A 19855-nucleotide genomic window follows, 5' to 3' on the forward strand; every position below is an offset into this window, starting at 1 on the left:
CCATACCGCTTGGTATGGTGATATTCTCACCCACGCTTGCAATTGTCAATACCTTTCGGTATGGTGGCTAAATGGAAGAAAAAAATAACCGACAAACCTGGCTGAGTGCCGGTTTACAAATACTTGCAGCGCAAGGTCCAGAGCGCTTACGCATCATGAGTATTGCTGAAGATTTGGGCGTAACCAAAGGTAGTTTTTATTGGCATTTTAAGAATCTCGATGAATATCATTGTGCCCTGATAGAAGAATGGGAGCGTAGTGACACACAACAGGCGATTGCTTTTGTGGAAAGCATGACGGGTGACGCTAACGCCAAATTACAATGCTGGATTACCGGTGCTTCTATGTCTGATTTACGCCTGGCCAAAGCGATCCGCACATGGTCTATGTCGCATCCCCTGGTGAAAGAAGTGCAGGCAAGGGTCGACGAGCAAAGGATCAACTACTTAAGCAAATTACTTCGAGACGTAGGCTGGCAAGCAGAAGAAGCGGCGACATTAGGACAATGGACTTACTGGGCATTCATTGGTTTTTCTTCTCAGTCTGAACCTACGATCAGCGACAAGCAAATTCAATTGATTTTGAATGTGCTAACGCCGCGCCGGGTGTGATTCAATTGATGATAACGACATATCTTTGACAGCAATGTGGAACTCTGCCGCCATGTAGGAGTCTTCTGGTAAGGAACGTTTGTGTGGCTACATCTGAATACAGTTGCGAACAGTTTGTTTCTTGATTTTTAGTATTGAATCGCAGTAAAAATGAACAGTATGTTGGATATCATGACGCTCAAAATTACTAGAACGCAAACGTGGCATTGACCTAGACATAAAATTATGTAGCTCATCGTGTGCGATACTCATTGCGAGAGCATTCATTTTGAAAAGGCAATAGAAGAATATGAAAAACCTGAAATTCGCGTTGGTGAATGTAATGATCATGGGTTTAGTAGGCTCATTAACTGGCTGTGGCGGCACGTTTGAAGGGACCGTAGGTGGTACCGTGAACGGACTTGCCGGAGGCACCTCGGTCACTTTGTTAAATAACGGAACAGACTCATTAACCGTCAATACTAACGGTAATTTTACGTTTGCTAAAACAATGTCAGCGGGTGCGGCGTATAACGTGACTGTGAGCACGCAACCTATCAATCAAACTTGTACCGTGACCAATGGAGCTGGCAGTATCAGTAACTTCAATAGCTCTAACGTCACCAATATTGCAGTCAACTGCACGATCAACATTTCCAGTAACAATTATGTGTACGGCAATGTCACTGGTCTTGCTTCAGGAAAAACCGTGACTGTGCAAAATAATGGCACAGACACGTACAAAAGTAGTGGTGGCAGTTTTATTTTCCCGACCCCGCTTGCGGTGGGTGCTTCTTACAATGTGACGGTTTCGGTTCAACCAAGCGGTCAGACGTGTACGGTGAGCAATGCTACAGGTTTGGTGGGTAGCAGCACGGTAGTCCAGATTGCTTGCCAATAATATCTGGAAATGCTTGATTGAGCAGGTCGAGGCGGTTAGCGAAGTTATTGTTTAAAGATATTGTGTGAAGAACTTCGCTGTTCACGTTCGGACTTTGTACGAATAAAGCTGGCGCTCGATGATGTTTTTAAAATTTGAGCGACCTGTTCTTTTAGGACTGGCAATACCTGTTCACTAAACCATGGGTTTTGCTTGAGCCAGATATTATTTCGTGGACTTGGGTGGGGCAGTGGTAATAAGTGCGGCCAGTTTTTCTTCCAATCTAAGACCTGTTGAGTGACATTGGTTTTGCTGTCATCTTGCAGATGCCATGCCATGCCATCGCATATTTTCCTATCACTAACGTCAGTTCAATCTTCGGCAGCAGAGCCAAGACTTGCTCGCACCATTGTGGCGCACATTCTTTACGCGGCGGTAAGTCGCCTGATTTGCCTGTCCCCGGAAAGCAAAATCCCATAGGCAAAATCGCAATTTGTTTTGCGTCGTAAAAAATTTCTTTGTCTATGCCCATCCATTCGCGCAGGCGCTCACCGCTTGCATCATCAAACGGTATGCCCGTTTGCTGTACCTTGTTGCCTGGTGCTTGTCCGGCAATCAAAATTTTTGCATCTTGATGTGCTTGCAGAATAGGGCGCGGAACACATGGTAAATGTTCTTTGCATAAGGTACAGGAACGCACTTCTTTTAACAGGCTATCGAGCGGAGTCAGCGGAATCGTGGCCATGGTGTTGCCGTCCTTATGAAGAGTCTTTTTCTAGCGTTGATGAAAAAACTGGTGGATAAGCATGTCAGCTTATCCATCCATGCTCCTATGATTAGATTAGGTCAGATCACAGTTCTGATGATTTTTTATTGGCAATAGTTTTCCAATTTTTGTCTGCATCAGTGATACGGTCTGACATGTTTTGTAGCCACAATGAGCGAATTTTCGCGTCCAAGTTCAAATACAGTTTGCCATTCACAATATCAAACTGCTCTGGATCTGCAACAAATTTTTTGTTGACTGAAACACCAAACGAACAATAGCCACCGTATTGAGGTAAAAATTTTTCTGGATTAGCTTCAAACACTTTTTTGTTTTCATCTGTTGCAAATAAGTAGGTGACGCCATTGAGTTCAGTCAGGTGATGACCGTTGCCACGTTGCGGCTTTTCCTGACTGAAATAGGTAGTCAAATCATATCCGCCGGCGCCGACGACATTATTGGTGATGCTGTCAGCAAAGCTGGGTGCTGAAAGCAACAAAGCAAACAGACTGGTTACTGCAAGTATTGCGTGTTTAAACATGTTCATGATGATGCTCCTAAAGATGTAAAAATGCGTTTGTGCGGGAAGCCTTAAGCATTCAATTCCATGCTAACAACCGGGAAATCGATCGTTGTTCTGGCGACATTGTTGGTGTAATTGGTGAACGTCGTAGCGACCACATTAGCGATAATTTCTAACAAGTCTGCTTCGCTCAAGCCACTCGCTTTCAATTGATCGAGTGTTTCAGTTGCAACGTGACCACGTTGTTCTACCAAGGCTTTGGTGAAGCTGGCAATGGCTGCAGCGCGGTCTGTACCTGGTTGTGCCGTGCGGGCAGCGATCAATTGTTGTGGATTCAATCCGGCATTTTTACCCAGCAAACTATGCGCACTGACACAATACTGGCAGCTATTTGCTTGTGAAGTTGCCAATGCAATGATTTCGCGTTCACTTGCAGATAAGCTACCGGCACCAATGGTTTGGTTTAGTCCCAGCAGGCTATTTAAGGCAGTCGGTGATTTTGCCAAAGTGGCAAATAAGTTTGGAATCATCCCGATTTGTGCTTTGACTGCGTCGAGCGTAGCGGCAGTAGTTGGATCTGCTTGTTCAATCGATAAAGAGGTAATGTATGTCATGGTGATTTCCTTTAGTCAGTTATCTCTCGGCTTGAGCGACAGGACAAAGAATAAGCTATACTAAAATACGTTTGTTAAACAAAAGTATTAAAAAATATGCGGATCGTCCAAGATGACTGAAGACCCTCTCACGCCATTACTTGCGCACTTTAAGGCGCAGGCCCAGCTCTTTTATTCTGGCAATCTGTGCAATGACGTGACTTTTAGTGATGAAATGGGTACTGGATTTTTGCATTTGCTAAAGGCCGGTAGTACTCAATTGCAGGATGAAACTGGTTATGCCGTCACATTAAATGAACCAACGTTGGTGTTTTATTCGCGGCCTATGCAACATTGGTTTCATCCTGATCCACATCGCGGCGCGGATTTAGTCTGCGCCTCTATGCGCTTTGAACACAAAACCTTTAATCCGATATTGCTGGCATTGCCTGAACGTTTTGAATGTCCGCTCAGTTCGCTCAAAGGGGCAGGTAATCTGCTTGAATTACTATTTAATGAAGCGTTTGACTCCAAACCGGGTCGCCAGGAAGTACTTGATCGCTTGTTTGAAGTGCTATTGATCGATGTGTTACGTGTCGTTTTGGCGAGTCCAGATGGCACACCTGGATTGCTTCGTAGTTTGCTTCACCCTCAGATTAGTAAGGTATTGGCAGCGATTCATGCAGAACCGACCAGAGATTGGTCTCTGGAGGTGCTGGCGCGCCACGCGGGCATGTCGCGTAGCAGCTTTGCCTCGGCGTTTAAGAAAGAAGTAGGAGATTCACCAGGTAACTATCTGACTCGCTGGCGCATCACACTGGCGCTGGCGCTGATACGCGAAGGTGTTCCGTTAAAGCTCGTTGCTGAGCGAGTCGGGTATATTAGTCAGGCTGGATTTTTACGGGCGTTTAAACTGGTGATAGGAACTTCCCCGACCAGCTGGAAAAATAGTGGGGCAAAATAAAAATTGATTTTGTCGATCTATGCATGCGAAGATCTCTGGCGTGGTTTAATATATTAAAATCTGAAGAAGTCAGTTAATTTGGCTTCAATATTTTTGATTATCGCTGCCACGCCGGACTAGTTCTGCTTGTCTTGCTTTTGCTAATGATATTAGTGGTCTGGCTGGCCAAGTTTCCACGCATCGTTCCCATCATTATCCGTTTTGATTATTGTGAGTGCGTCTTGAGTCTGTGCTAGCTGATGCGCTTGTTTTTTTACGATGAGGTCTTATGATTGCCAAAAAAATTTCCGTGATGATGTTTTCTTTCTTCGCACTAATGCCGGTGGCGCGTTCTGCGGAAAAGCTGACAGTTGGTTTGATCGTTACCACGACCGTCGAAGATACCAAAAAGCGTTGGCAACCTTTATTAAATGATCTATCCAAAAGCACAGGAATGGAAGTGCAGACGGTGATCTCTTCAAATTATAAAGAGATTGTTGATGGCTTTAAAAACAACACAGTCCAAATAGCTTGGTTGGGCAATAAGGTAGCGCTGGAGGCTGTGGAAGATGGCAAAGCGACCATCTTTGCGCAGATGGTCAAAAGTGATGGATCCCGCGGTTATAAGTCATTATTAATCGCTAGCGCGAAGAGTCCTATTAGCAATTTTGACCAAATCGTAGCCAAGCCAGGTGTTTATACCTTTGCTGATGGTGACCCCAGCTCTACCTCAGGATACCTGGTTCCTGCTTATTTTTTGTTTTCAAAAAATAAGATTGAGCCAGCTAAGGTTTTTAAGAAAGTAATTATTGGTAATCATCAGAAAAATTTTACTTTTGTGACGAAGGGCGAGGTTGATGTCGCTACCTATAACTCTGAAGAATTAGATAGGATGACGAAAGAGGCACCTGGAGAAGCAAAAAAAATTCGCGTTGTCTGGTCCTCTCCATTAATTCCTAATGATCCTCTGTTATATAAAAAAGATTTGTCCCCGGCGACTAAAGCCCGGATAGAGGATTTTTTTATCAATTATGGCAAAGCTAAGAGTGCAACTAGCCAACGCGAAACTTTAAAAAATATTCTGGATTTATCCGGATTTCAACGTTCGAATGATGCCCAGTTGAAGCCAATTGCTGATTTAACTCTGTTCAGTATATTGCGCAGCAATTTGAATGACGCTAAGTTGACTGATAAGCAGAAACAACAAAAATTTGATGAAGTTAGTGCTCGCTTTGGCAGGTTAAGTATTGTTCTTGAGTCTGCACGTTTGAATTGAGCGAACTGTGTATGCATCATCGGATATGCAAATTAGCCTGCTGAGTAGGCTGATAAAAGTTCCGGAGCGTCGTGGGGGATTTCTAACCATGGTGCTGCCCTCACCTGAAAGGCTGGTCACACACTGATGTGGCCGCCTGAAATGCTTTCAAGCAGATTGATTTGGTTTTTTCAATACTGCCGCAACACAAAAATGGTGCCACTCGACAGCGGCACCATTTTTACGACATTGAATATGTCGTCAAGGCTGTCGGCCGAACCTGTAATTGCAATCGCAATCGCGTGACGCTCAAGAGTTTTCTTTCCCCCCTCCCGGTTCTGCAATAACCAGTTAAGGCTCCTAAAAACACATTTTTTTACAAATTCATTTACAAAAGAAACAAACGACTAGTAATTAAAATGTATTAAATAAACAATTAAATATCTAGTTAATAATTAAATTCGTATTTTTTAATAAAAAAAACAAAAATAATTAAAATTTTTTTGGGTTTTTGTAACTTTTCATGTCAACGGAAGTCCACTCTCCTTCGTTTTTGTCTTCAATGGATCTTTGCCAGCACTTTTCGGGTAGCGAAGAATCCCTTCTCAAGGAGTCTGGAAATGATTTACGAAATTTTGGTTCGCCCTTCTGACAATAAGAAGATGACATCCGATAATTTGATTTGGATAGAAAGTGATTTGCCATCACGTTCATTCGAAAAATGGCTGCGCGATCGCGCTTTATTGGATGGCACCTTGAACGCGCCTATCGTACGCTGGAGTATCGTTCAAACGACACGTCCTGCTCATTTCAAATTGGCGACGCAGGCTAAAGCATTGAAGAGCCGTATTTCTGAATTGATGAGCGCGCAACCTGAGGTGCGCGAAGTGCCAGATGCTTCTATTGCATTGAGCGCATTTCGCTTGAAAGCGCAAAAGACAGAACTGGCTGGCGCTTACCTGTAAGTCTGACTTCCGGAAAGGAAAAAAGCACAATCTAGCTTAGTGTAGATTGTGCTTTTTGTCCTTGTGCAAAGCAGAGAAGCTTAACGTATCACTAAACTCTTCTGTCGTATCAGAACTCTTCCCAGTCGTTGTTATTGCTCACAGGTTTAGCCGTATGCTTGGTTCTTGAGCCGACTTTGGTGGTTGCACCCAGTTGAAGAACTTTCTTGGCGGACTTTCCTCGTAATGTTGCTGGAGCTGGTTTTGTCGCTGACGCTACCGCAGTTTGCGCTTGAGTTTGTACGTAGCCTTGCTCTGCAATTTTAAATTGCGCGACCACGTGAGACAGCTTGGTTGATTGCTCGCGCATGCTTTCAGCGGCCGCGGCTGCTTGTTCTACCAAAGCGGCATTTTGCTGCGTCATTTCATCCATTTCATTGATTGCAATGTTCACTTGCCCGATGCCAGAACTTTGTTCCTGGCTGGCAGACGTAATTTCTGCCATGATGTCGGCAACGTGTTGAACTCTGGTAACAATCTCTTTCATCGTCTGCCCTGCATGATCGACCAGCGTGCTACCGTGTTCGACTTTGCCAACAGAATCATCAATCAGGTGCTTAATTTCTTTTGCTGCTGAGGCGCTGCGTTGCGCCAGATTCCGGACTTCAGACGCTACGACAGCAAATCCCCGGCCTTGCTCGCCTGCACGCGCAGCTTCTACAGCCGCGTTAAGTGCGAGAATATTGGTCTGAAAAGCAATCCCGTCAATGACAGAAATAATATCAACGATTTTGTAAGAACTTTCCTTAATGGATCCCATGGTTTTTACCACCTGGTCAACCACATCGCCGCCTTTCAATGCAACGCCAGACGCCGTAACGACTAATTGATTTGCTTGTTTTGCATTGTCAGCGTTTTGTTTTACCGTCGAAGTCAGCTCTTCCATGGAAGAAGCGGTTTCTTCTAGTGAGCTAGCTTGAGATTCGGTGCGTGAAGATAAATCGGCATTGCCAGAAGCGATCTCGTTGGCAGCAACATGAATTGCTTCCGTTCCTTGTCTGACGTCGGCAATGACATGACTGAGGCCGACGCTGATACCATTGATTGCGGCCATTAATTCGCCGATTTCATCTTCACGATGGATGCTAACAGTGTCTGTCAGATCACCTTGCGCCATTTTTTTTGCAATATTGGTCGCTTCAGCAAGAGGTTTGGTAATCGAAGTTGTGATTAGCCAGCCACAAAGGCCAGAAAGACAAGCAGCGATAACGGACAAGACGATCAGTAAAATTCTGCTAGTCTCATAGGTTGATTGAATTTCTGCGGCGTGTTGATTGATCTGCTCGCGTTGCAATTGAAGAAGTTCTTCGATTTTTTTTACGTAAATTTTTGAGGCAGGTAAGAAATCTTGCTCCAGAGCTTGATTCGCTTCTTCGGCTTTATCTGCTTTTTTGAATGTGACGACCTTTTCACGCGCATCCAGATATGTTTTGCGTGAGTCGGAAATTGATTTGAATAAAGCTATTTCTCGCTCTGAATTTAAATGAGATTCAATGCTTTTTTGTAAAACAGCAGAAGTGCGGGTAGACTCTTCCTGGTCTTCTTTGAAAAATGAAGCCAAAGATGGATCTGAACTTTTCGCAATGGCGCTGGTTCTACGCACGCCAGTATGGATGTTGCGATACCAGTCACTCACCAGACGTTCAGTGGTTAATGGATCGTTTAATAATTCCTGGGTCGCATGAGCCACATTGCTCAGGCGAGTTAATGCAATGATAGTTGTGATAAGTGACAAAAAAAGAACCAAGGCAAATCCTAAGCCCAGTCGTTTTCCTACAGATAATTGTTTAGTGAAAGAATCCATCTTTTTTCCGTAAAATTTCGGTGCTTTGGTTGATCCATCTTTGGGTGCATTGACTGATGATATTCGCGATAATCAGGTGCTTAGATAATATAAATTATTGAAACCATACGCCGCGAATTCCGATTTCCATCGGGCAATAATTATAGAGTCTTTACTCCATCTTTTGATGCGTGTTTTTACGTAAGTGATTGATTTTTTTAAAATAAACAGTGGTAAACCTCAATAGTGGGTACTCGTTATGTTTTTTAATTAACTCTTTCGAAGCAAATTTTTGAAGATGCTGAATTATTTTTGTTTGATGTTCTTTTACTTTAGTACTTTTTAGGTTAATTGGTATGGCAAGACTTCCTCGTTTGGTAATTCCTCATTCTTTGCATCACGTAATTCAGCGTAGCCATGAGGGTATTGCTTTGTTCGCAGATGAAGAGGATTACCGCTACTTTCTGAACATTGCATTGCAGGCGACAAGACAATTTAAGTTGGCAGTCCACGCTTATGTGTTAATGCCCGACCATATACATTTTGCGTTAACGCCCTCAGACGAGCAGGGCTTGAGCAGAATGATGCAATATATAGGACGCTATTACGTTCCCTACTTCAATCGAAAATACCAACGTTCCGGTAGTTTGTGGCAAGGGAGATTTAAGGCTACCGTGATTCAGGCCGAGACATATTTTTTACCGTGCAGTGTTTATATGGAAACCAACCCTGTGCGTTCTGGTTTGGTCTCAGATGCCGCTGACTATCCGTGGTCCAGTTATCAACATCACATAGGCCAACGAACGGATATGTTGGTTTCAGATCACCCTATTTTTTGGGCGTTGGGCAACACGCCTTTCCAGCGCGAAGCAAACTACAAAGAGATGATCGCGGCGTCCCTTTCAAAAAAAGAGATCAATTTATTGTCGGAATCGACGAAAAAAGGGTGGCTGCTCGGTTCCGCTGCATTCAAAATTGAAATGGCAAAATTGAGTGAGCGCAGAGTAGAGCCAGCCCGGCCTGGTCGTCCACGTAAGCCTGTTAGTGCTTAATGCGGATTGAGATAAATAATTTAGTGCGGTAGGTTATCGCATTTTCTCTAATTTATTTTACTCTGACCCTATTAAAAATAATTGATAATTCCAGATTAAATTAACTTACTCTGACCCTATTTTATTTGTGTTGATGTTTCTTTTGCGCTGCACTATTCTCCATCTCAGACTTTCAATTTTGCACTCTGGAGATAGCTATGCAAGCCCAAGGTTTATACGATCCGTCCAACGAACATGACGCCTGTGGTGTCGGTTTTATTGCGCACATCAAAGGTAAAAAAAATCACGCCATCGTCGAACAAGGTTTGCTGATTTTGAAAAATCTCGATCACCGGGGTGCGGTTGGTGCTGATGCATTGATGGGCGATGGTGCCGGAATTCTGATTCAGATTCCAGACCAGTATTATCGTGAAGAGATGGCGAAGCAGGGTGTGCAGTTGCCACCGCCAGGCGAATACGGCGTTGGTATGATCTTTTTGCCAAAAGAACATGCTTCCCGTTTGGCGTGCGAACAGGAAATCGAACGTGCAGTCCGTGCCGAAGGCCAGGTCGTGTTGGGTTGGCGTGATGTACCAGTCGATCGTGAGATGCCGATGTCGCCAACCGTGCGTGAAAAAGAACCGGTGATTCGTCAAATCTTTATCGGACGTGGTCCGGACATCATGGTGACCGACGCGCTGGAACGCAAACTTTATGTGATCCGCAAATCCGCAGTACACGCAATTGAAGCCCTGAAACTGATTCACGGCAAAGAATACTTCGTACCTTCGATGTCAGCACGCACTATCGTCTACAAAGGCTTGCTGCTGGCGGATCAGGTTGGCGTTTACTACAAAGATCTACAAGATGAACGCTGCGTTTCTGCGCTGGCACTGGTGCATCAACGTTTTTCTACCAATACTTTCCCAGAATGGCCACTCGCTCACCCATACCGCATGATTGCGCACAATGGTGAGATCAATACCGTCAAAGGCAATTTCAACTGGATGCGCGCCCGTGAAGGTGTGATGAAATCGGCCGTATTGGGCGACGATTTGCAAAAATTATATCCATTGATTTTTGAAGGCCAGTCAGATACCGCGAGTTTTGACAACGCGCTTGAATTGCTGGTGATGGCCGGTTATCCAATTGCTCAAGCCATGATGATGATGATTCCGGAAGCCTGGGAAAATCACGGCATGATGGATGAAAACCGTCGTGCATTCTACGAATATCATGCAGCAATGATGGAACCATGGGATGGTCCGGCAGCGATGGCATTTACTGATGGTCGTCAAATCGGCGGTACGCTGGATCGTAACGGCCTGCGTCCAGCGCGTTACATCGTCACTGACGACGACCTGGTTGTGATGGCATCTGAATCTGGTGTTTTGCCAATTCCAGAATCCAAAATCATCAAAAAATGGCGTTTACAGCCAGGAAAAATGTTCCTGATTGATCTGGAAGCAGGTCGTATTATCGATGATAAAGAAATCAAAGATACTTACGCTAATGCTAAACCCTACAAGCAATGGATCAAATCTGTCCGGATTAAATTAAACGAGCTCAAAGGCGAGGCAGATACTCAGCCAGAAGCGGCAACCTTGCTCGACAGACAGCAAGCGTTTGGCTATACCCAGGAAGATATCAAGTTCCTCATGACACCAATGGCAACCACTGGTGAAGAGGCGATTGGTTCTATGGGGAATGATTCGTCACTAGCGATCATGTCCAACAAGCTCAAACCCCTGTACAACTACTTCAAACAGTTATTTGCGCAGGTGACCAATCCACCTATCGATCCGATTCGTGAAGCGATGGTCATGTCATTGGTTTCATTTATCGGGCCTAAACCCAACTTGCTCGATACAAACAATATCAACCCGCCTATGCGTTTGGAGGTCGCGCAACCGGTTCTGAATTTTGATGATATCGCTAAGCTGCGTAACATCAGTGCCAACACGGGCGGCAAGTTCAAATCCTATGAACTTGATATCTGCTACCCGATTGCGTGGGGCAAAGATGGTATCGAAGCGCGTCTGGCTTCAATCTGCGCAGAAGTAGTCGATGCGGTCAAATCCGGCCACAATATTATGATCATCACCGATCGTAAGATGGACGCCAATTTTGTTGCGATTCCGGCCTTGTTAGCGACATCCACTGTGCACCAACATCTGGTCAGCAAAGGCTTGCGCACAACAACAGGTCTGGTTGTCGAAACTGGCTCTGCGCGTGAAACACATCACTTTGCCCTGTTGGCAGGTTATGGTGCTGAAGCAGTGCATCCATATCTGGCAATGCAAACTCTGGCAGACATGGCAAAATCTTTGCCAGGTGATATTTCTGCTGAAAAAGCGATTTACAACTACACCAAAGCAGTCGGAAAAGGTCTGATGAAAGTTATGTCGAAAATGGGTATTTCGACCTACATGTCTTACTGCGGCGCGCAAATTTTTGAAGCGATTGGTTTGAACAAATCGCTGGTCGATAAGTACTTTAAAGGCACAGCATCCAACGTTGAAGGCATCGGTGTATTTGAAGTCGCAGAAGAAGCCTTGCGTTTGCATACACTGGCATTCGGCGCTGATCCTGTTCTGGAAAACGCGCTCGACGCGGGCGGTGAATATGCTTTCCGTATTCGTGGCGAAGATCATATGTGGACCCCTGATGCAATTGCAAAATTGCAGCATTCGACTCGCGCTAACAACTACAACTCCTACAAAGAATATGCGCAGATCATCAACGATCAATCCAAGCGCCATATGACGTTGCGTGGTTTGTTTGAATTTAAAATCGATCCGGCTAAAGCTATTCCTTTGGATCAGGTTGAACCAGCCAAGGAAATCGTTAAACGCTTTGCGACTGGCGCGATGTCTTTGGGTTCTATCAGTACCGAAGCACACGCAACACTGGCGATCGCGATGAACCGCATTGGTGGCAAATCCAATACGGGTGAAGGTGGTGAAGATCCGGCGCGTTACCAGCAAGAATTAAAGGGCATTCCTATTAAGCAAGGCGCGAGTCTGGCCTCAGTGATTGGTCGCGAGCAAATTGAGGTCGATATTCCTTTGCAAGAAGGTGACTCTTTGCGCTCCCGCATTAAGCAGGTCGCATCTGGTCGCTTTGGTGTGACTGCAGAATACTTGATTTCTGCTGATCAGATTCAGATCAAAATGGCCCAAGGTGCGAAGCCAGGTGAGGGCGGTCAGTTACCAGGTCACAAAGTATCTGAATACATTGCGAAACTGCGTTTCTCTGTTCCAGGCGTTGGTTTGATTTCACCACCACCACACCATGATATTTATTCGATTGAAGATCTGGCGCAATTGATTCATGATTTGAAAAACGTTAATCCCAAAGCGTCTATCTCTGTGAAGTTGGTATCAGAGGTGGGCGTCGGTACGATTGCGGCAGGTGTCTCAAAAGCCAAAGCGGATCACGTGGTCATTGCAGGTCATGATGGCGGTACTGGTGCTTCGCCCTTGTCTTCAATTAAACATGCTGGTACACCATGGGAATTGGGCTTGTCTGAAACCCAGCAAACGCTGGTATTGAATGGCTTGCGTGGTCGAGTCCGTGTGCAGGCCGACGGCCAAATGAAAACTGGTCGCGACGTGGCGATTGCCGCCATGTTGGGTGCAGATGAAATCGGTTTTGCCACGGCGCCATTGGTGGTTGAAGGTTGCATCATGATGCGTAAATGCCACCTAAATACTTGCCCGGTTGGGGTTGCAACGCAAGATCCGGTCTTACGCGCCAAGTTCTCTGGCAAACCAGAATATGTGGTGAACTATTTCTTCTTTGTTGCGGAAGAAGTACGTCAAATCATGGCGCAATTGGGTGTGCGTACTTACGATGAATTGATCGGTCGTGTCGATTTGTTGGACAAATCCAAAGCGGTGACACATTGGAAAGCGAAGGGCTTAGATTTCTCCAGAATTTTCCATCAACCAGAAACCACTGCGCATACAGACATTCGTCATGTTGAGGCGCAGGATCATGGGCTCGAAAAGGCGCTCGATAACAGACTGATTGCCCAAGCAAAAATTGCTTTGGAAACGGGCGAAAAAGTATCGTTTATTTCGCCTATCAAAAATCTGAACCGCACAGTCGGTGCGATGTTGTCTGGTGAAGTGGCGAAAAAATATGGCCATGCAGGTTTGCCGGACGACACGATACATATTCAACTGCAAGGTACCGCTGGTCAATCCGCAGGCGCCTTCCTGGCTCAAGGCGTGACCTTGGACCTGGTCGGCGAAGGCAATGATTATGTTGGTAAAGGTTTGTCCGGTGGTCGCATTATCATCCGTCCAAACACAGAATTCCGTGGTTGGGCCGTTGACAATATCATCTGTGGTAATACGGTTTTATACGGCGCGATTGCCGGTGAAGCGTTCATTAATGGTGTAGCAGGTGAACGTTTCGCGGTACGTAATTCGGGCGCGGTTACCGTCGTTGAAGGAACTGGTGATCATGGTTGTGAATACATGACTGGTGGCACGGTGATTGTATTGGGCAATACTGGTCGCAACTTTGCTGCGGGTATGTCGGGTGGGATCGCGTATGTCTACGACCCGGACGGCGAATTTGAAGCTAAATGCAATATGTCCATGGTAACGTTGGAGCCCGTTTTGGCAGGCGACGTACAGACGGCGACGGTTGACAAAGCAATCTGGCACAGCCGTTTGCGTGGTGGCGAACCCGAAACTGATGAAGCGATATTGCGTAGTTTGATTGAGCGCCATTTCAAGCATACCGGTAGTACCCGCTCCCGCAATTTGCTGGATGACTGGGCACGCAGCCGCGCTAAATTCGTTAAGGTTTTCCCAACCGAATACAAGCGCGCTTTGGCTGAAATGTACGCAGCAAAACAGGCAACTTCAGCTTTAGAAAAGGCAGCTTAAAAAACATCAATTGTCAGCTGTGTGTGGTATCACGGCTGACATTGAAAAATGATTTTAGGGCTGTCAGCCCGCAACGATATTGAGGTCAAATTATGGGTAAAGTAACCGGTTTTATGGAATATCAGCGCTTGCAGGAAGCCAGCGAAGCGCCGCAATCGCGTAAAAAGCATTACAAAGAATTTTTAGTGCATCTGGATGACGCGCAATCAAAAGTTCAGGCAGCACGCTGCATGGATTGTGGTATTCCGTTTTGCAATAACGGCTGCCCGGTTAATAACATCATTCCCGACTGGAATGATCTGGTGTATCACGGTGATGTAAAGCAAGCATTGGAAGTTTTACATTCAACCAATAACTTTCCGGAATTTACCGGACGCATTTGTCCTGCACCATGCGAATCAGCATGTACTTTAGGTATCAATGAAGACGCGGTCGGTATTAAATCGATAGAACATTACATCATTGATAAAGGTTGGGAAAATGGCTGGGTAACGGCGAAAGTTCCGACCAACAAAACTGGTAAAAAAATTGCCATCGTTGGTTCTGGTCCTGCAGGTCTGGCTGCCGCACAACAATTGGCGCGTGCCGGACATGATGTGACTGTGTTTGAAAAAAATGACCGTGTCGGTGGTTTGCTGCGTTATGGCATTCCTGATTTTAAGATGGAAAAATCGCACATCGATCGCCGCGTTGAGCAGATGCAAGCTGAGGGTGTCACGTTCCGCACAGGTGTATTTGTTGGTAAAGATTTTCCAGCATCGATAACAAACTGGTCGAAAGAAACGATTTCTCCAGAAACCCTGCAAAAAGAATTTGATGCTGTTGTTATTGCTGGTGGTGCAGAAACACCGCGTGATTTGCCTGTGCCAGGTCGTGAGCTTAAAGGCGTACATTTTGCGATGGACTTTTTGCCTCTGCAAAACAAGGTCAATGCGGGCGACAAAGTAAAAGATCAGATCATGGCAACTGGCAAGCATGTCGTGGTGATTGGTGGTGGCGATACAGGTTCCGATTGCGTTGGTACATCTAATCGTCATGGCGCAAAATCGGTGGCGCAGTTTGAATTGTTGCCGCAACCTCCAGAGCAAGAAAACAAGCCATTAGTCTGGCCGTATTGGCCGACGAAGTTACGTACCTCGTCTTCGCATGAAGAAGGATGTGAGCGTGATTGGGCGGTCGCGACTAAACGTTTGGAAGGCAAAGCTGGTAAGGTTGATAAGTTAATTGCTTGTCGCGTGGAATGGAAAGACGGAAAAATGCAGGAAGTTCCGGATTCTGAATTTGAAATGAAAGCTGATTTAGTATTGCTGGCGATGGGTTTTGTTTCTCCAGTTCAACAAGTTTTAGATGCATTTGGTGTCGATAAGGATGCACGTGGAAATGCAAAAGCTACCACAGAAGGTGTTGGCTGCTATAAAACTAACGTCGATAAAGTGTTTGCTGCTGGTGATATGCGTCGTGGTCAATCTTTGGTGGTGTGGGCCATTCGCGAAGGTCGTCAGTGCGCGCGTGAAGTTGATTCGTATTTGATGGGTAGCTCAGTCTTGCCGCGTTAAATACCCCTTCTAATTTGTCAATTTTGACATTGTTTGCGTTATTTTTATCAATAGCTGATTTCCGGAAAGAAGCGGAAATTAGCTATTTTTTTTGGATATTATCAAAATATTGAAAGTTAATGACTTTGAGTTCATTAATTATTTGTGCTTTGCAAAAAATATTTTGAATTAAAATTTAAATAAATGGCAATTTTCAATATTTAATTCGGAAATTTTCATTTATTTTGAATTGGTGAAGATTTATTATAATTTTGATATACTTGTTGTAACAACTTCCTTTTCTGATCTGCATTACAATCTAGCTTTTGCAACATAAAATTCTCATACGTGCCAAATCTTGTTGAAATTCGCGATGTGCAATTCGGTTACGGAGCGCGGACAATTTTGTCTGGGCTGCGAATGGATTTCCCACGTGGTAAAGTCATTGCCGTCATGGGCGGCTCAGGTTCTGGTAAGACCACTATCCTGCGTTTGATCGGCGGACAAATACGTCCGCAATCAGGCACTGTGAGTGTTAATGGCCAGCCAATCCAGGATATGGATAATCAAGCTTTGTATGGCATGCGCAGAAAAATGGGCATGTTATTCCAGCACGGCGCATTATTCACGGACCTAAGTGTCTTTGATAACGTCGCCTTTCCGCTGCGTGAGCATACCAATTTGTCAGAATCGATGATGCGCGATCTCGTCATGCTGAAGTTGCAGGCAGTTGGATTGCGTAATGCTTCCGGTTTGATGCCATCTGAAATTTCTGGTGGTATGGCGCGTCGGGTAGCATTGGCGCGCGCGGTGGCACTTGATCCGGAATTATTGATGTACGACGAACCTTTTGCTGGTTTAGATCCGATTTCTATGGGTGTCACGGCCAATCTGATTCGAAATCTGAACGATGCGCTGGGATCAACATCGATTCTGGTATCGCATGACGTGAATGAGTCTTTTGCGATCGCTGACTACGTCTATTTCTTGTCGCAAGGAAAAATCGTGGCAGAAGGAACTCCAGCGCAGATGCGTGAGTCTGAAGATCCCTATGTCAAACAATTTGTCCATGCAGAAGCTGATGGCCCCGTTCCTTTCCATTATCCAGGCAAAACTTTATTGGATGACTTGGGTTTGAAAGGGCAGGCATGATATTTGAACGCATAGGACGTTGGGTACGTGAATCAGCGAATGATCTTGGCTATGCCACACGCTGTTTCTTTTTAATTTTGCGGAGTGCGTCAGGTTTATGGCGCAGACCACGACTGATTACCGATCAGATTCATTTTATCGGTAATTATTCGCTGGTAATTATTGCGGTTTCCGGTCTGTTTGTTGGTTTTGTTCTTGGTTATCAAGGGTATTACACGCTGAATCGATATGGGTCGGAAGAGGCATTGGGCCTTCTGGTCGCCTTGTCACTGACGCGTGAATTAGGTCCGGTAGTGACCGCTCTATTATTTGCCGGTCGCGCCGGGACTTCATTAACAGCTGAAATTGGTCTGATGAAAGCCGGCGAACAATTGGCGGCGATGGAAATGATGGCGGTTGATCCGATACAGCGGGTGTTGTCTCCACGCTTTATTGCCGGTTTGATTGCATTACCTATCCTGACGGCGATTTTTAATGCTATGGGTGTGATTGGTGGCTATATCGTTGGCGTGAAATTGATCGGTGTCGATGAAGGCTCATTTTGGTCGCAAATGCAGGCTGGGGTTGAGGTTTGGCAAGATATTGGTAATGGTGTCATAAAGAGTATCGTGTTTGGCTTTGCGGTCACGTTTGTGGCGTTGTTCCAGGGATATGAGGCACAGCCGACGCCCGAGGGCGTGGCCCGAGCGACTACTCGCACCGTGGTGATTTCATCTTTGTTGGTATTGTGGCTAGATTTCTTGCTGACTGCATGGATGTTTCAGTAAAAATAGAATGAGTTTATAGAGCGTAATAAGGCAAGTACGTTCTCTGCAGCGATAACATGAACTTCCTTTTTAGTACAAGGAAGCGGATTTTTTAGGAAAAATAATGCAAAAAAAATCTTTAGATTTTTGGGTGGGTTTATTCGTTGTCCTTGGGGCCGCAGCACTGCTGTTTTTAGCGCTTCAGGCCGGGAATATGAGTTCACTTTCTTTGGATAAGACCTATGATGTAGTAACTCGGTTCGATAATATCGGCGGCCTCAAGCCACGCGCAGCAGTCAAAAGCGCAGGGGTTGTCGTTGGTCGTGTAGCTGATATCAAATTTGATGACAAGACCTATCAGGCAACTGTTACTTTGCGCTTAGACACGCGTTATAAATTTCCAAAAGACAGTTCTGCCAAGATTTTGACGGCAGGATTGTTGGGAGAGCAATACATTGGTCTGGAAGCTGGCGGAGATACCAATAATCTGGTCGCTGGTGACAGAATTAAAATGACGCAGTCAGCCGTGGTGCTGGAAAATCTGATTAGTCAGTTTTTATTCAGCAAAGCGGCAGACAGTAGTTCGGATGATAAAAAATGAAACACCAAATGAATAAAATTTCCCTGACCCATCTTTGTAAGATGTTGGCGCTCACTATGTGTATTCTGGCGACAGGCTGTAGTACTACCACAGTGACTAAGATCAAAGATAAGGCTGATAAGACGATTGATGCCATTGCGGTTAAAACCAATATTGGTCAAAACCCGCGTGATCCGCTCGAAGGCTTCAATCGCGTCATGTACAATTTTAATGACACGATTGACCGTGCGGTTGCAAAACCGGTGGCGCAGGTGTACCACGATGTTTTACCAACATTTGTGCAGAATGGAGTAGGCAATTTTTTTGGTAATATCGGCGATGTCTGGAGTGCGTTTAATAGCTTGCTGCAAGGAAAAGGCGCGGAAAGTTTTACCAGCATCGTACGTGTGGGATTGAATACAACTTTTGGTCTTGGTGGTTTGATTGATATCGGTTCTCCAGCTGGATTGACCAAACATAAAGAAGATTTTGGTCAGACTTTGGGTGTTTGGGGTGTCAACTCCGGTCCATATCTGGTGTTGCCAATCTTAGGCCCAAGTACCGTGCGTGATGCCATTGCAACGCCGCTGGATTATTATGGCGATGCCTGGTCGTATTACAAGCCGGTATATATACGTAATACAGGCACAGTGGTGCGACTGGTCGATAAACGCGCAAATATCCTTGATGCAGGTTCTTTGATTGAAGACGCAGCACTGGATCAATATGTCTTTATCCGCGATGCCTATTTGCAACGACGAGAAAATCAAATTCATCCTGACGAATAATTCTGTCTGGGTGTCGATAATGTTAAAAAATTAATGCCGCAGATACGCTTGTATTTTATATAGGTAGCAACAATGTAAGCGATGGCAAATGTTGATCATCGCTGGATATGGAAAAAAAATGAAATTAATAACATCAATTAAAAGCCTTTTCACACAAATTTTTGTGTTGGCATTGGTAGGCTTTACGCTGGCTTCGCCAGCGACTGCAGCAGATGAAGCACCTGATGTGCTGGTTAAACGCATCAGTCAGGAAATCTTAGATCTGGCAAAAAATGATAAAGAAATTCAGGCGGGGAATCAAAAACGGGTGTACGACATGGTGGAATCAAAAATTCTGCCGTACATCGATTTTCAGCGTATGACCTCCTTGGCGGCAGGTAAGAGCTGGAGAGAGGCCACACCTGATCAACAGCAGCAACTGACCAAAGAATTCCGTACGTTGCTGGTATTCACTTATTCTGGAGCGATCTCTCAGATCAAAGATCAGCGCGTCGAGTTTAAACCTATGCGTTCTGCACCGGAAGATACTGAGGTGGAGGTTCGTTCACAAGTGATTCAGTCCCGTGGCGATCCAATTCAATTGAATTATCGCCTTGCTAAATCTGCAACTGGCTGGAAAATTTATGACATCAATGTACTCGGTGCTTGGTTGGTTGAAACTTACAAAGGTACCTTTAGTGAATCCATCAGTAAATCTGGTATCGATGGCCTGATTAAAACCTTGTCGGATAAAAATAAGAAGTTGGCTGCAGCTCCAGTTAAGTCAACCTCTAAATAACTAA

18 protein-coding genes are annotated in these 19855 nt (G+C 45.2%); 13 read left to right on the forward strand and 5 right to left on the reverse strand.

Annotation, left to right across the window (positions count from 1 at the left end):
- Positions 1-71 precede the first annotated feature (71 nt).
- A complete protein-coding gene (locus tag ACO0KY_RS11745; RefSeq protein WP_423046246.1) occupies positions 72-611 on the forward strand; it encodes a TetR/AcrR family transcriptional regulator in 540 nt (179 codons plus the stop codon).
- 289 nt (positions 612-900) lie between these two features.
- A complete protein-coding gene (locus ACO0KY_RS11750; protein WP_423046248.1) occupies positions 901-1491 on the forward strand; it encodes a hypothetical protein in 591 nt (196 codons plus the stop codon).
- Positions 1492-1535: 44 nt separating this feature from the next.
- On the opposite strand, the gene ACO0KY_RS11755 is transcribed toward ACO0KY_RS11750, so the two are convergent.
- From ACO0KY_RS11755 to ACO0KY_RS11770, 4 genes are all read right to left on the reverse strand, one after another.
- Positions 1536-1808 carry a hypothetical protein gene (locus ACO0KY_RS11755; RefSeq protein ID WP_423046463.1) on the reverse strand — a complete coding sequence of 91 codons (273 nt, stop codon included), beginning with the start codon at positions 1806-1808 and terminating at the stop codon, positions 1536-1538.
- Positions 1754-2215: a uracil-DNA glycosylase family protein gene (locus ACO0KY_RS11760; RefSeq protein ID WP_423046250.1), complete on the reverse strand. Its 462-nt coding sequence runs from the start codon at positions 2213-2215 to the stop codon at positions 1754-1756. The genes ACO0KY_RS11755 and ACO0KY_RS11760 overlap by 55 nt, the downstream gene beginning before the upstream one ends.
- Before the next feature lie 106 nt (positions 2216-2321).
- Positions 2322-2783 carry a YHS domain-containing (seleno)protein gene (locus ACO0KY_RS11765; RefSeq protein WP_423046252.1) on the reverse strand — a complete coding sequence of 154 codons (462 nt, stop codon included), beginning with the start codon at positions 2781-2783 and terminating at the stop codon, positions 2322-2324.
- A 44-nt stretch (positions 2784-2827) separates the two neighbouring features.
- A complete protein-coding gene (locus ACO0KY_RS11770) occupies positions 2828-3373 on the reverse strand; it encodes a carboxymuconolactone decarboxylase family protein (RefSeq protein ID WP_423046254.1) in 546 nt (181 codons plus the stop codon).
- A gap of 112 nt (positions 3374-3485) precedes the next feature.
- Here ACO0KY_RS11770 and ACO0KY_RS11775 point away from each other — a divergent pair, with 112 nt between their 5' ends.
- The 3 genes from ACO0KY_RS11775 to ACO0KY_RS11785 all read left to right on the forward strand — a co-directional run bounded on the left by ACO0KY_RS11775 (position 3486) and on the right by ACO0KY_RS11785 (position 6515).
- Positions 3486-4316: an AraC family transcriptional regulator gene (locus ACO0KY_RS11775; protein ID WP_423046256.1), complete on the forward strand. Its 831-nt coding sequence runs from the start codon at positions 3486-3488 to the stop codon at positions 4314-4316.
- A gap of 268 nt (positions 4317-4584) precedes the next feature.
- On the forward strand, positions 4585-5571 hold the full coding sequence (gene phnD, locus ACO0KY_RS11780; RefSeq protein WP_423046258.1) for a phosphate/phosphite/phosphonate ABC transporter substrate-binding protein: 987 nt from the start codon (positions 4585-4587) through the stop codon (positions 5569-5571).
- Between the two features lie 599 nt (positions 5572-6170).
- Positions 6171-6515: a hypothetical protein gene (locus ACO0KY_RS11785; protein ID WP_186913020.1), complete on the forward strand. Its 345-nt coding sequence runs from the start codon at positions 6171-6173 to the stop codon at positions 6513-6515.
- Between the two features lie 109 nt (positions 6516-6624).
- Here ACO0KY_RS11785 and ACO0KY_RS11790 read toward each other — a convergent pair whose 3' ends face one another.
- Positions 6625-8358: a methyl-accepting chemotaxis protein gene (locus tag ACO0KY_RS11790; RefSeq protein WP_423046260.1), complete on the reverse strand. Its 1734-nt coding sequence runs from the start codon at positions 8356-8358 to the stop codon at positions 6625-6627.
- Positions 8359-8693: 335 nt separating this feature from the next.
- On the opposite strand from ACO0KY_RS11790, the gene ACO0KY_RS11795 reads away from it, so the two are divergent.
- The 8 genes from ACO0KY_RS11795 to ACO0KY_RS11830 all read left to right on the forward strand — a co-directional run bounded on the left by ACO0KY_RS11795 (position 8694) and on the right by ACO0KY_RS11830 (position 19851).
- Positions 8694-9389 carry a transposase gene (locus ACO0KY_RS11795; RefSeq protein ID WP_423046262.1) on the forward strand — a complete coding sequence of 232 codons (696 nt, stop codon included), beginning with the start codon at positions 8694-8696 and terminating at the stop codon, positions 9387-9389.
- 197 nt (positions 9390-9586) lie between these two features.
- A complete protein-coding gene (locus tag ACO0KY_RS11800) occupies positions 9587-14272 on the forward strand; it encodes a glutamate synthase-related protein (RefSeq protein WP_423046264.1) in 4686 nt (1561 codons plus the stop codon).
- A gap of 92 nt (positions 14273-14364) precedes the next feature.
- A complete protein-coding gene (locus tag ACO0KY_RS11805) occupies positions 14365-15828 on the forward strand; it encodes a glutamate synthase subunit beta (RefSeq protein WP_423046266.1) in 1464 nt (487 codons plus the stop codon).
- Positions 15829-16155: 327 nt separating this feature from the next.
- The gene (locus ACO0KY_RS11810; RefSeq protein ID WP_423046268.1) at positions 16156-16959 is read left to right on the forward strand and encodes an ABC transporter ATP-binding protein; all 804 of its coding nucleotides are present in this window, start codon (positions 16156-16158) and stop codon (positions 16957-16959) included.
- Positions 16956-17726 carry a lipid asymmetry maintenance ABC transporter permease subunit MlaE gene (gene mlaE / locus ACO0KY_RS11815; RefSeq protein ID WP_186913026.1) on the forward strand — a complete coding sequence of 257 codons (771 nt, stop codon included), beginning with the start codon at positions 16956-16958 and terminating at the stop codon, positions 17724-17726. The genes ACO0KY_RS11810 and mlaE overlap by 4 nt, the downstream gene beginning before the upstream one ends.
- A 103-nt stretch (positions 17727-17829) precedes the next feature.
- Positions 17830-18306: an outer membrane lipid asymmetry maintenance protein MlaD gene (gene mlaD / locus ACO0KY_RS11820; protein WP_186913027.1), complete on the forward strand. Its 477-nt coding sequence runs from the start codon at positions 17830-17832 to the stop codon at positions 18304-18306.
- 8 nt (positions 18307-18314) lie between these two features.
- On the forward strand, positions 18315-19073 hold the full coding sequence (locus tag ACO0KY_RS11825; RefSeq protein WP_423046270.1) for an MlaA family lipoprotein: 759 nt from the start codon (positions 18315-18317) through the stop codon (positions 19071-19073).
- 118 nt (positions 19074-19191) lie between these two features.
- On the forward strand, positions 19192-19851 hold the full coding sequence (locus ACO0KY_RS11830) for an MlaC/ttg2D family ABC transporter substrate-binding protein (RefSeq protein WP_423046272.1): 660 nt from the start codon (positions 19192-19194) through the stop codon (positions 19849-19851).
- Positions 19852-19855: the final 4 nt, after the last annotated feature.

This window comes from Undibacterium sp. Dicai25W (genome assembly GCF_049340505.1).
Taxonomy (GTDB): domain Bacteria; phylum Pseudomonadota; class Gammaproteobacteria; order Burkholderiales; family Burkholderiaceae_D; genus Undibacterium; species Undibacterium jejuense.